The following is a 12,028-nucleotide window of genomic DNA, read 5'->3' on the forward strand; positions in this document are numbered from 1 at the left end:
ATGACGACTTCGATCCTGCGCGCGTGGCGCACAGTCCGCCGCGCACTCGTACTCGCCGGCTTGCCCGTCATGCTGGCGTGCGCCGGCACGGCGCATGCCGAGCGTTTGAAAGATCTGGTCCAGATCCAAGGCGTGCGAGACAACCCGCTGATCGGCTACGGTCTCGTCGTCGGCCTCGACGGCACGGGCGACCAAACGACGCAAACGCCGTTCACGACGCAGACGCTCACGAACATGCTGGCCAATCTCGGCATTTCGCTGAACAACGGTCAAGCGGGCGGCGGCGGCTCCGCCTCGAACATGCAGCTCAAGAACGTCGCCGCCGTGATGGTCACGGCGACGCTGCCGCCGTTCGAGCGTCCGGGCGAGGCGATCGACGTGACCGTGTCGTCGCTCGGGAATGCCAAGAGCCTGCGCGGCGGCACGCTGCTCCTCACGCCGCTGAAGGGCGCCGACGGGCAAGTCTATGCATTGGCGCAGGGCAACGTCGCGGTGGGCGGCGCGGGCGCGAGCGCCAACGGCAGCAAAGTGCAGGTGAACCAGCTCGCGGCTGGCCGTATCCCGTCCGGCGCCATCGTGGAGCGCGCCGTGCCGACGCAAGTCGCGCAAGCGGGCGGCACGGTGCAGATGGAGCTGAACGACATGGACTACGACACGACGCAGCGCATCGTGGCGGCGGTCAACAACGCATTCGGCGAGGGCACGGCGATGCCGCTCGACGGCCGTACGATCCAGTTGCGCGCCCCGATCGATCCGAGTCAGCAAGTCGCCTTCATGGCGCAGCTCGAGAACTTGGATGTGCGTCCGGCGCAAGCGGCCGCGAAGGTCATCCTCAATTCGCGCACCGGCTCGATCGTGATGAACCAGATGGTGACGCTGCAAAGCTGCGCAGTGGCGCACGGCAACCTGTCGGTCATCGTGAACACGCAAACGGCCGTCAGCCAGCCCGGTGCGTTCTCGAACGGCACGACCGTGGCGACGCAGCAGTCGCAGATTCAACTGAAGCAGGATAACGGCGCGCTCAAGCTCGTCACGGCGGGGGCGAATCTGGCCGAGGTGGTGAAGGCGCTGAACGCGCTCGGCGCGACGCCGGCCGATCTGATGTCGATTTTGCAAGCAATGAAGGCCGCGGGTGCGTTGCGCGCGGATCTCGAGATCATCTAAGCGTAGGGTGTCCCGATGAACGCGAACACGGTTTATAACGGCAAGGTCGATACCGGCAGCGACGTCTCGCAGCGCTTCGCGCTCGACGTCCAAGGTTTCGACGCCTTGCGCGCTCAAGCGGGCGCCGATCCTCAGAAGGCGTTGAAGTCGACGGCGAAGCAATTCGATGCCGTGTTCATCCAGATGATGCTCAAGAGCATGCGCGACGCGACGCCGCAGGACGGCATCCTGGATTCGAACGACAGTAAGCAGTATCAGTCGATGCTCGATCAACAGCTCTCGCAGCAGCTTTCGTCGAAGGGCGTCGGCGTAGCCGATGCCCTGATCAAGCAGCTTTCGCGCAACCTGGGCGGTGCGAGCACCGGTGCCGGCGCGGGCGGTACGACGTCGTCCGATGCGCTCGGCAGTTTGCTCGGCGGCGGTAGCGCCGCGGACGGCAGCGGCAACGAAGGCGATGCGGCGATGATGGGAGCGCTCGCGCGCGCCTATTCGAACGCGCAAGCGAACGGCTCGCTCGCCTCGGGCAAGGGCTATACGGCGCAAAGCGCACTCACGCCGCCGCTGCACGGCAAGGGCGAATCGACGAAGGTCGACGCATTCGTCGAGAAAATGGCGGCGCCGGCCCAGGCCGCAAGCGCGGCGACCGGTATCCCGGCGCGCTTTATCGTCGGCCAGGCCGCGCTCGAAACGGGCTGGGGCAAGGGCGAGATCAAGAACGCGGACGGCTCGCCGAGCCATAACGTGTTCGGCATCAAGGCCACGAGCGACTGGACGGGCAAGACGGTTGCAACCGTGACGACCGAATATATCCACGGCGTCGCGCACAAGGTCGTCGAGAAATTCCGCGCCTACAGTTCATACGCCGAAGCGATGACCGACTACGCGAGCATGCTGCGCGACAACCCGCGCTACGCCTCGGTGCTCTCGACGTCGCACGACGCCGCCAGCTTTGCGCACGGCATGCAAAAGGCCGGCTACGCCACGGATCCGCACTACGCGAAAAAGTTGATTTCGATAATGAAGCAAATGGTTTGATCGGCGCGGGTGGCGCGCCGGTAGAACCGGTAATGGGTATATCACGGGGAGCGCAATAAAGCGCGACGGGGCCAAGCGAGAAGTAGACGGTACAAGGCCGGCCGCCGAAAGGCGGTCGGCCGAGCCGCGATGGACAGAGCCGCATCGGTCGCATCATAATGGCGCCGATCGTCAGATTGGGCTTAAGAGGGACGGTTGCAGGCACAAGCCGATAACCGAGTGTTTGCTCGAAAACTAAAAAAATATTTCGAGAATACCTCTAAACTTTGCACGTCCGATGCCGCTAATCAGACGAGACCCTGTTCGGATCGCTGTAATGCGTCCGAAAGCATTGGCGTCGGTGCGTATGTCGCGCCGCGCAAGTTTGCATACCCGAGCCCATGGATACCAATCAGTCGAATGGCCCGACGGAGGATTCCGCCGAAAGCGATTATGATTTCGGGCGCCGCAATCCGCTTGAAATCGGCGTTCAGCTCCGCAATTTGGCCAATCGCGGCGATTTTCTGACCGTTCAATACAAGAACGGCCAACTCGTTACGAAGATTCTCGATGTCGACGTGCGTGCGCGCACGTTCTCCTTCGATTGGGGCGCGCTGCCCGAGCAGAACAAAGGCGTACTGGCTTCGCCGAGCTGCACGTTCCGCGCGTCGCCCGACGGCGTGCGCGTCGAGTTCACCACCGTGACGCCGCAAGAAACGCGCTTCGAGGGATTACCCGCATTCGAAGCCCCTTTCCCGGAAGTCCTGTACTACGTGCAGCGGCGCGAGTATTTTCGCGTCGATGCGCCCGTACTCGACCCGTACTTCTGCCGCGGCCGATTGCCCGAGGGCGATACGTTCCGCTTCGAGGTGCATGACATCTCGCTCGGCGGGATCGGCTTGCGTACGATGGACGAGCGCGTGGCCGAACTGCCGATGGGCGCCATGCTGCCGGACGTCGAGGTCCATCTGAACGGCCATGGCATGCTCTCGCTCGATCTCGAACTCGTTTCGATGCGCGCGACCGAGCTGCCGAACGGCAGCCGCCGCTTCCAGCTCGGCATGCGCTTCGTCGCGCTGCCCGGCAGCGCCGAGAACACATTACAGCGTCTGATCACCCAGCTGGAGATGCGCCGGCGCTCGCTCGTCAAAGCGTAAAAAAAATCGGGGCCGGTGCACGCCGGCCCCTTAAATTTCCGCGCGCGCGGCCGTTATACATGTGTTCCCTCAACGAGGCGGGCAGCCCCATGGCGTCCGCCCTTCAGGAAGACGCATGTCCAACGATATCTTCACCATCGGGTTGTCCGGGCTGAATGCCGCCCAATGGGGCCTCCAGACGACCAGCCAAAACATCAGCAACGCGGCGACGCCCGGCTATACGGTCGAGAACCCCGTTTATGCCGAAGCCAGCGGCCAGTACACCGGCTCGGGTTACCTCGGCACCGGCGTCAACACGGTCACGGTCCAGCGCAACTACAGCCAGTACTTGAGCACGCAGCTCAATACGGCCACGTCGACGAACAGCGCGCTGTCGGCCAACTATTCGATGGCGTCTCAGTTGAGCAACCTCGTCGGCAGCCCGACGGCCGGTATCTCCTCGGCGATCACGGCCTATTTCACGGGCCTGCAAAACGTCGCGAATACGCCGAACAACGTGGCCTTCCGCCAGACGGCGCTCAGCGCCGCGCAAACGCTCGCGTCGCAAATCAACGCGGCCGGCGCGCAGTACGATCAGCTTCGCACGAGCGTCAATCAGCAGTTGCAGACGGCCGTGGCGTCGATCAATACCTACTCGTCGCAGATCGCGAATCTGAACAGTCAGATCGCCGCGGCGTCCGCGCAAGGCCAGCCGCCGAACCAGTTGCTCGATCAACGCGACCAAGCCGTGGCGAACCTGTCGCAGCTCGTCGGCGTGTCCGTCGTGCAAAACTCGAGCGGCTATAGCGTGTTCATCGGCAATGGGCAGCCGCTCGTCGTCGGCAGCAACAACTTCAAGCTCGGCACGGCCAACTCGCAAAGCGATCCGAGCGAGCTTTCGGTGACCTACAACGGCTTGAACGGCGCGACCACGCCGCCGCCGGTCGAATATCTGCCGTCGTCGGCGATCACGGGCGGCACGGTGGGCGGCTTGCTCCAATTCCGTACCCAGACGCTCGATCCGGCCGAGTCGCAACTCGGCGCGATCGCGACGAGCTTCGCCTCCCAGGTGAACGCGCAAAACGCGCTCGGTATCGATCTGGGCGGCAACAAGGGCGGCAATCTGCTCACGATCGGCTCGCCGACGGTCTACTCGAATCTGGCCAACACCGGCAACGCGAATCTGTCGGTGAGCTTCGCCAATAGTTCGCAGCCCACGAACGACGACTATGCGCTTTCGTTCGCGGGCGGCACCTATACGCTGACCGATACGACGACGAATACGGTGGTGGGCACGTCCGCGACGCCGCCCAACGGCACGACGGCGATGGGCGGGCTGATGCTGAACATCACCTCGGGTTCGATGAACGCGGGCGATTCGTTCACGATCCAGCCGACGCGCGGCGCGTTGAACACGTTCGGTCTCGCGACGTCGAACCCTTCGGCGATCGCGGCCTCCGGGCCCGCGCTCGCCTCGGCGCCGAGCACGAACACGGGCACGGCTTCGATCACGCAAGGCACGGTGACGGCGGGCTACCAGATTTCGAACACGACGACGCTGACTTACAACTCGTCGACGAACACGCTGAGCGGCTTCCAGGTCGGCACGACGATCACGGTTGCCGGCACGCCGCCCACGACGATTCCGATTACCGCGCCGACAACGACGGTCCCGTACAACCCGGCTCAGGGCGCGACGCTCACGATCAATAGCACGACCACGCCGGTGCCGGCCGGCATCACGAACGGCGTGACCTTCGGGCTGAGCGGCACCCCCGCGAACGGCGACACGTTCACGATCGCGCCGAACACGGGTACGTTCGACGGCCGCAATGCGCTGGCGATGTCCAAGCTCGTCTCGAACGCATCGATGAACGGCGGCACCTCGACGATGACCGCCGCTTACGCGTCGTACGTGAACAACATCGGCAATGCGGCGAGCCAGCTCAAGGCCGCGAGCACGTCGCAATCGGCGCTCGTCACGCAAATCACCTCGGCGCAGCAGGCGGTGTCGGGCGTGAACCTGGACGAAGAAGCGTCGAACTTGTTGCAATATCAGCAGGCTTATCAGGCGAACAGCAAGGTCATCCAGACGGCCGAGCAGATGTTCCAAACCCTGATGGGCATCTTCCAATAAGGTGGTGAGCGATGATGCGCATCTCGACTTCGCAGTTCTATAACCAGAACATCCAGACGATGGATAGCCAGCAGAGCCAGCTGGGCACGTACTATCAGCAGCTCTCGAGCGGCACGGCGCTCACGACGCCGGCCGACAATCCGCTGGGTGCGGCGCAGGCCGTCCAACTGACGATGACGTCGGCGACCCTGACGCAATATCAGTCGAATCAGAACTCGGCGCTCTCGTCGTTGCAGCTCGAAGACAAGACGCTCTCGAGCGTGACGAGCACGATGACAACCATCGTGTCCCAGCTCACGCGGGCCGGTGACGGTACCTTGAACGATACCGATCGCTCCTCGATCGCGCAGGCGCTTCAGGGCTATCGCAGCGAGCTCTTGAACCTGGCGAACACGAGCGACGGCGCGGGCAACTATCTGTTCTCGGGCTTCCAAGCGACGACGGCGCCGTTCACGAATGCGACGGGCGGCGGCGTGAATTACCAAGGCGACAACGGGATTCGCGAAGCGCAAGTGACGGATACGCGCCAAGTCGCGACGAACGATACGGGCTCCAGCGTGTTTCTGACGGTACCGTCGGTCGGTACCTCGCCCGTGGCGGCCGGCGCCGCGACGAACACGGGCACCGGTTTGATCGGTGCGCCGTCGATCACGAACCCGGCCATTGCGACGAACAGCGACAATTACACGATCACGTTCGGCGGCACGCCTGCGGCGCCGACGTACACGGTGACCGACAACACCGCGGTTCCGCCGACCACGACGGCGGCCACCGCGTTCAACGCAAACACGCCGATCGCGCTCGGTTCGGGCATGCAAGTGGCCATCAAAGGCGCACCCGCTCCCGGCGATACGTTTTCGGTCACGCCCCCGACGGCCCCGCAAAACAGCAGCGTCTTCGCGACGCTCGATTCGATCATCTCGGCCTTGCAACAACCGGCGAGCAACAACCCGGCGGCAACGGCAACGCAATCGAATGCGCTGACGACCGCGGTGTCGCGCTTCCAAAACTCGTTGACGAACGTGGTGGTGGTGCAGGCGTCGGTGGGTGGGCGCGAGCAAGAATTGCAGGCGCTGCAAACGACGACGCGGACCAATTCGACGCAAATCCAAAGCAACTTGGCGGATCTGACCGGCGTCGACATGGTCACGGCGATCAGCAAGTTCGAAGAGACGCAAAACGCGTTGCAGGCGGCTCAGCAGACGTTCGTGAAGATGCAGGGGATGTCGCTGTTCCAGTACATCGGCGGTTGACGCGTGACGCTTAACGTTTGACGAAGCCACACGCCCGAGAGGGCGTGCGATAAGGCCGAAGCCCCATCTCCTCGGGACTTCGGCTTTTTTTTCGGCTGGAGATCACTCGCTGCGCGGGAGGTGCGCAAGATCGTGGCGTTGGCTGAATCGATTGGTCGGCTGAGCGGTATCGTTAGGTGCGGTGGAGAAAACGAGGCCGGCTACTCGAGCAACAAGTAGTCGACGCATTCGCCCGCGGCGAGAGAATCCGCGCCGCTGCGAATGGCCACCAACACGTTCGACACCGCGAAGCTCCTCAAGCTCTGGCTGTTCTGATCGTCGCGCGCCTCGATGACGACACGGCCTTTTTCGTCGGTGCGCGCCACGCCCCAGATAAAGCGATGTTCCTTGCCGTGCCTGGTGAGCGGGGACGCCAACGTGCCCCGTCGCCATACGGGCCCCGGGTGTGCGACGTATTCCATCGAATCGAGGATGCGGCGGATGAACAAGTGCATCACGGCGCCAACCTCGGGTGTCTGCCCCGGAACGTTGAACACGATCGCCCTATCATAGATATAAAAGCCGTCGTACCGGAATATCTCGTTCGGCGAGTCGGGCTGGTAATACGGGTGCTTCCCAAGCACGGGCGAGGTGCGATCGTCACCAAGACCGCATATGAAGCCGCGATCTTTCGTATTGTCGAAATGGACACGCTCTTGGCCGTGAGGAAAGCAGGAAACCGGTCCGCCAAGACCGTTGCCGAGCATTGTTCCGTCCACCGGCATACCGACGCCGATCAGCAAGTCGTAGGCCGACATCAGATCGAGCAGTCGATCGCGATAGACCTCTTGGGCGTCGTGAGCGGTATTCGGAGAATCCGTTGGAGGCAGTGGAGTCAACAGTTCGACCGATGGCATCACGTATCCCCAGCGGGCAAACATCGAGCGTACGTAGGCGCTCATCGAATCGGGCTGCTGCCAGGCATGCTCTACATTGGCTGGCGGCACCGCGTCGTAACTGCTCAATACCACCCCCACACGCGGGCTTCTATATACGGGCACCGTGAATACCCCGGCGGCAATCAGCACGGCTTGTATCTGCGGCGTGATACGTGTGCCGCGAGCGACGAGCGTGGCGCCGCGTTCATAGTCTTGCCCAGCCAATCGGGCGTTGTCGCCCTTGGACACCGGGGCGGTGACTTTTAGCGTCGACTCTATAGGAAGGGTGACTTCGTCCGTCTCCACCGGAGGGGTATAGAGGACCGCATCGGCGTCTTCAGGTAAGGGGATGCCTGCGGGCAAGTACTCGCATTGGCCCCGCTCTAATGCGCTCGCGGCTGGGTCGCCTCCGGTTTCGATGAAGTTGCGGAGCCCCCCGCAGTTCTTTTCCAGTTCCACGGGATGGGCCCTTGATGCGCCGGCGGTATCGGCCGCTCGCACCGCGTACCCACGGCGCAGCGTGTACGGCACGCGCGGGACAGGGCCCGGTGCTTTCACGTCCTCGGCGGTGACGCGCATGCAGGCGTCCTCGACGGGGATGAGCTCAGTATGCGGCTCGCCGCGGACCGCCCCGCACAAATCGTCGTAGGCAGATCTGAGCCACGACGGGCATTGACGGTCAGCGTCCAATGTGTATTTAGATGAGTCGATCATAGGATGAGAGTGCGCCGAGGAGGCGGGCGAATGAATATCGAGTCGCGGTAGGGCGCTAGTCGAGCGATAAGTAATCGACGCATTCGCCCGCGGCGACCTGTCCGGCACCGCTGCGGATGGCGACCAATGCGTTCGACGTCGTGAAGGTGTCCAGGCTGAGGCTGTTTTGAAGGTCGTCCACCTGAATGACGACACGGCCGGCTTCGTCGGTGTGCGCGATTCCCCAGGGAAAACGGTGCTCCAACGGATGTCGCGTGATCGGTGACGCTAATATGCCCGTGCGCCAAACGGGCGCCGGCTGTGCGAGCCCTTCCATTGAATCGAGGATGCGGCGGACGAACAGATGCATAATCGCCGCCATCTCGGGCGTGTGCCCGGCAACGTTGACCACGGCTGCCCTGTCGTAGTAGGTAAAGCCGTCGGATCCGCAATTGCGGCTCAACGATCCTGGGCGGAAAAGGCGGCGATAGAGAACGATGGGCCGCGTTCGGTGATAGCCGAGGCCACATATGAAGCCGCGTTCCCGGGTGTTATCGAAATGGACGCGTTCGTAGCTCTCCGGAAAACATGAAATCCCATTGCCTAGGCCTACCCCGTGGGAAAGCATCCAAGAGTCAGCCGGCATACCGACGCCGATCAAGAGCTCGTAGCGTGACATTAGATCGAACACGCGCTTGATGTATGCTGTGCGCGCCTCTTCGCAAATCGTCGGCTGAAACGGTGCCAACGGTTCGACCGCAGGCCTCACGTAGCCCCAGCGCGCAAACAGCGAGCGCACGTAGGCGCTCATTGAATCGGGTCGCTGCCAGTCGTACTCCACGTCGGCGGGTGGCGCTGCGTCGAAACTGCTCAAAACCACGCACGCGCGCGGGCGCCTGTATACGGGGATCGTGGATACGCCGGCGGCAGTCAACAGGGTTTGCACGCGTGGCGTGATGCGTGTGCCCTGCGGAATAAGCGTGGCACCACGTGCGTAGTCTTCGCCGCGCAGCCGATGGTCGGGGGCTTTTAGTTCGTCTGCGCTGACGCGCATGCTGGCGTCGTCGACGGCAATGAACTCCTTATGGAGTTCGCCCCGGACGCAGTCACAACTGCGCTCGTAAGCGGAAGCAAGCCACGACGGATCGCCCGGCTCGGCAGCCCTACCGAACCAGGAGGGGCGCCGGCGGGTGGCGTTCGTTGAGGTTTTAGAAGAATCTGACATGCGATGAGCGTCGGTTCGATACAAAAACGTTCGGCCGTTAGTCGGTGATGTTCACGAAGAACTTGTCATCCTGTATCACGCGCTGTGACGTGAAGAAGTTGCCCAGGCGGGCGCCGGCTCGCTGATTGTCCTTGGCGTCGATGCGTTTGACCGAGAAAGGTCCCTGTGACGCGCCTTCGTTTGTAGAGGCGAACGGGTACTCGTCGCAGTTGCATGGGCCCGGAGCATCGTCTGGATCAGTCGTTAGATCGCATACGGGCTCCTCCGCATATTGCTCCACGTACCGCTTCCGCGCTTCGTCTCGGTTTTCCTTAATGCGTGTTTGACTGCGTGTCCGCGTCAGCGGCTTCGCGTCGGAACCGTCAAGGATGCTCCCGTCGCCGGCCCCAACGAACTTGCCCGGTATACCGGTCGTCGCCTGCGCTTCCCGGATGTGAATTGCAGACTCATCGACGTCGGGATCGCTCATGCTAATTCCGCTGAATATCGCGGGCGCTTCGAGATAGACGCAGCCTTTCGTACCACGACGCGCGAGGCCGATATCGCAGCGAATTTTCGGAACGTGTGAGTACGTACCGCTGGGGAAGTTAGCCATCGATTGCCCGTCCTCTAATGACTCTCCGGTGCGCACGATTCGGTACTCGAAGAACGGCTGAAATTCCACAAGATTATTGCCTTCCATCATGGGCGTTAGCGTAATGGTGACTTCGTTCGTGAGTCCACCCGGCACCAGATCGATTGTCGGTGCTGAGGTCGCCGTGCATTTACTTCCGCACTCGATGTACGGCTTCAGTTGTAGCGGCACCCATTCGCCTTCGCGTGGATTGGTACGAAAGCGCAATTTGATGTCCCACGACAATTGATTCAGGGCATTGTCTGAGTACATGTAGGCCTCCACGTCGGCCTTTGTTGGGTTCGTTCGCTCGGGGTTGTTACTTGCGAAATCCATAACGTTCGAGCGAAAGCAATGCGAGCCGCGGCTTAACAACGTTCTCGGGCCGGCTTCACTGAAGACCGTAGTACATATCGGCGACACGTCAGTCGCGCTCTCGGCGGCTGTAGCGGGCGATCCGGCAAGCACGACGAAGTACGCGCCGACATAAGCAGCAGCTCTCAGGTTCATTGTTCGTCCTTGTTTTCCTAGTTCGCGCTTCATCGCGCGGCGTGATCGTCGCCGCGGATGAACGGTTAAACCCAGATCGAACGGTTTTTCGGACCTTTTAACGCCGCACGCCGGGAGAGGAGGTACCCGGCTAGTTTTTTTAAGCGCTACGTTGCAAACGCGATTCAGCTAAAAATCGCGGTTACTTGAGAACTGTTTTGAACGGCCGCGAACGCCAGCACAAGGCGCTGCGGCACTAAGAGAAATGAGACGACCTAGACAAAACAAGAGTCGTATTGGCTACCGCAGCGCCGCGGCCACCCGCCCCATCTGGTCGATGCCCGTATCGACCAGATGAGCGAAGAACGGAATCATGTTCGGCAGCATCAGCATCAAAAGCAGCATGCCGACCATCAGCGTGACCGAAAAGCCGATTTGAAACACGCCGATCTGCGGCGCCGCGCGATTGAGAATGCCGAGCGACAGACTGGCGACGAGCAACGCGACGACGACAGGGAGCGAGAGCAGCAACCCCGCGGTAAAAATCGAGCCGCCCCATTGCACGAGCGTCCGGAATCCCGGCGGCCCGTACATGGTCGCCGCGATCGGCACCGATTGGAACGACTCGATGAGCGCCGCGATGATCTGCGTGTGGCCGTTGTAGGCGAGGAAGGCCAGCATCGCGATCATGTTCAAGAAGCTCGAAATGACCTGCGAGGACGCGTTGGACGTCGGGTCGAAGAACGTCGCGAAGCCGAGCCCCATTTGCAGACCGACGAGCGTGCCTGCCATCTCGACGGCAGTGAACACGAGTTGCATCGTGAAGCCGAGCGCCGCGCCGATCAAAAACTGCATGACCATGATCCAGACGCCCGCGGCGGAAAACACCGTCGCCTGCGGCATGGCGGGCAATGTCGGGGCGACGACGAGCGTGATGAACGCCGCGAGGGCGATTTTGACGCGTGCGGGAATCGACCGATGGCCGAGCATCGGCGCGGCCGCGATCAGCGCGGCGATACGCGAAAACGGCCAGAGAAAGGCCGTGAGCCAGACGTTAAGTTGTGCGTAAGTGACGGTAAACATCGGCGGATCGAGGGGCGAGCCGGCGCGCTACCCCGCGAGCGACGGGATGCTTGTCAGCATTTCCCGCATGTAATCGAGCACGATGGAAAGCATCCACGGTCCCGCGATCACGAGCGTGATCGTCACGGCCATCAGCTTCGGAATGAACGACAGCGTGGACTCGTTGATCTGGGTGGCGGCCTGAAAGAAGCTCACGAGCAAGCCCACCACGAGCGAGACGATCAGCGGCGGCGCGGTGAGCAGCAGGGCCACGTACATCGCGCGGTGCGCGAGGGTGAGAACGGATTCGGGCGTCATGATTGAG

10 protein-coding genes are annotated in these 12,028 nt (G+C 62.3%); 5 read left to right on the top strand and 5 right to left on the bottom strand.

Annotation, left to right across the window (positions count from 1 at the left end):
* From AB1286_RS12610 to flgL, 5 genes are all read left to right on the top strand, one after another.
* Entirely contained in the window at window positions 1-1,164 is a 1,164-nt protein-coding gene (locus tag AB1286_RS12610) for a flagellar basal body P-ring protein FlgI (RefSeq protein WP_430363604.1), read from the top strand.
* Window positions 1,165-1,179: 15 nt separating this feature from the next.
* Window positions 1,180-2,199: a flagellar assembly peptidoglycan hydrolase FlgJ gene (flgJ, locus tag AB1286_RS12615; protein ID WP_430363605.1), complete on the top strand. Its 1,020-nt coding sequence runs from the start codon at window positions 1,180-1,182 to the stop codon at window positions 2,197-2,199.
* 380 nt (window positions 2,200-2,579) lie between these two features.
* The gene (locus tag AB1286_RS12620; protein ID WP_430363606.1) at window positions 2,580-3,335 is read left to right on the top strand and encodes a flagellar brake protein; all 756 of its coding nucleotides are present in this window, start codon (window positions 2,580-2,582) and stop codon (window positions 3,333-3,335) included.
* A gap of 115 nt (window positions 3,336-3,450) precedes the next feature.
* A complete protein-coding gene (gene flgK / locus AB1286_RS12625) occupies window positions 3,451-5,451 on the top strand; it encodes a flagellar hook-associated protein FlgK (RefSeq protein WP_430363607.1) in 2,001 nt (666 codons plus the stop codon).
* A gap of 14 nt (window positions 5,452-5,465) precedes the next feature.
* The gene (gene flgL / locus AB1286_RS12630) at window positions 5,466-6,704 is read left to right on the top strand and encodes a flagellar hook-associated protein FlgL (RefSeq protein WP_430365052.1); all 1,239 of its coding nucleotides are present in this window, start codon (window positions 5,466-5,468) and stop codon (window positions 6,702-6,704) included.
* 200 nt (window positions 6,705-6,904) lie between these two features.
* Here flgL and AB1286_RS12635 read toward each other — a convergent pair whose 3' ends face one another.
* The 5 genes from AB1286_RS12635 to fliQ form a co-directional block, all read right to left on the bottom strand.
* Window positions 6,905-8,335 carry a hypothetical protein gene (locus AB1286_RS12635; RefSeq protein WP_430363608.1) on the bottom strand — a complete coding sequence of 477 codons (1,431 nt, stop codon included), beginning with the start codon at window positions 8,333-8,335 and terminating at the stop codon, window positions 6,905-6,907.
* Window positions 8,336-8,390: 55 nt separating this feature from the next.
* Complete coding sequence (locus AB1286_RS12640; protein WP_430363609.1) at window positions 8,391-9,539, bottom strand: hypothetical protein; 1,149 nt, start codon at window positions 9,537-9,539, stop codon at window positions 8,391-8,393.
* Between the two features lie 37 nt (window positions 9,540-9,576).
* Complete coding sequence (locus tag AB1286_RS12645) at window positions 9,577-10,662, bottom strand: NucA/NucB deoxyribonuclease domain-containing protein (protein WP_430363610.1); 1,086 nt, start codon at window positions 10,660-10,662, stop codon at window positions 9,577-9,579.
* 279 nt (window positions 10,663-10,941) lie between these two features.
* The gene (gene fliR, locus AB1286_RS12650) at window positions 10,942-11,724 is read right to left on the bottom strand and encodes a flagellar biosynthetic protein FliR (RefSeq protein WP_430363611.1); all 783 of its coding nucleotides are present in this window, start codon (window positions 11,722-11,724) and stop codon (window positions 10,942-10,944) included.
* Between the two features lie 27 nt (window positions 11,725-11,751).
* The gene (gene fliQ / locus AB1286_RS12655) at window positions 11,752-12,021 is read right to left on the bottom strand and encodes a flagellar biosynthesis protein FliQ (protein WP_430363612.1); all 270 of its coding nucleotides are present in this window, start codon (window positions 12,019-12,021) and stop codon (window positions 11,752-11,754) included.
* Between the last annotated feature and the right edge of the window lie 7 nt (window positions 12,022-12,028).

Source organism: Trinickia sp. NRRL B-1857 (assembly GCF_050470685.1).
In the GTDB taxonomy this organism is placed as follows: domain Bacteria; phylum Pseudomonadota; class Gammaproteobacteria; order Burkholderiales; family Burkholderiaceae; genus Trinickia.

Coding starts and splice junctions, on each gene's coding strand:
- AB1286_RS12610 (WP_430363604.1), top strand. CDS start 1: ATGACGACTTCGATCCTGCGCGCGTGGCGCACAGTCCGCCGCGCACTC.
- flgJ (WP_430363605.1), top strand. CDS start 1,180: ATGAACGCGAACACGGTTTATAACGGCAAGGTCGATACCGGCAGCGAC.
- AB1286_RS12620 (WP_430363606.1), top strand. CDS start 2,580: ATGGATACCAATCAGTCGAATGGCCCGACGGAGGATTCCGCCGAAAGC.
- flgK (WP_430363607.1), top strand. CDS start 3,451: ATGTCCAACGATATCTTCACCATCGGGTTGTCCGGGCTGAATGCCGCC.
- flgL (WP_430365052.1), top strand. CDS start 5,466: ATGCGCATCTCGACTTCGCAGTTCTATAACCAGAACATCCAGACGATG.
- AB1286_RS12635 (WP_430363608.1), bottom strand. CDS start 8,335: ATGATCGACTCATCTAAATACACATTGGACGCTGACCGTCAATGCCCG.
- AB1286_RS12640 (WP_430363609.1), bottom strand. CDS start 9,539: ATGTCAGATTCTTCTAAAACCTCAACGAACGCCACCCGCCGGCGCCCC.
- AB1286_RS12645 (WP_430363610.1), bottom strand. CDS start 10,662: ATGAACCTGAGAGCTGCTGCTTATGTCGGCGCGTACTTCGTCGTGCTT.
- fliR (WP_430363611.1), bottom strand. CDS start 11,724: ATGTTTACCGTCACTTACGCACAACTTAACGTCTGGCTCACGGCCTTT.
- fliQ (WP_430363612.1), bottom strand. CDS start 12,021: ATGACGCCCGAATCCGTTCTCACCCTCGCGCACCGCGCGATGTACGTG.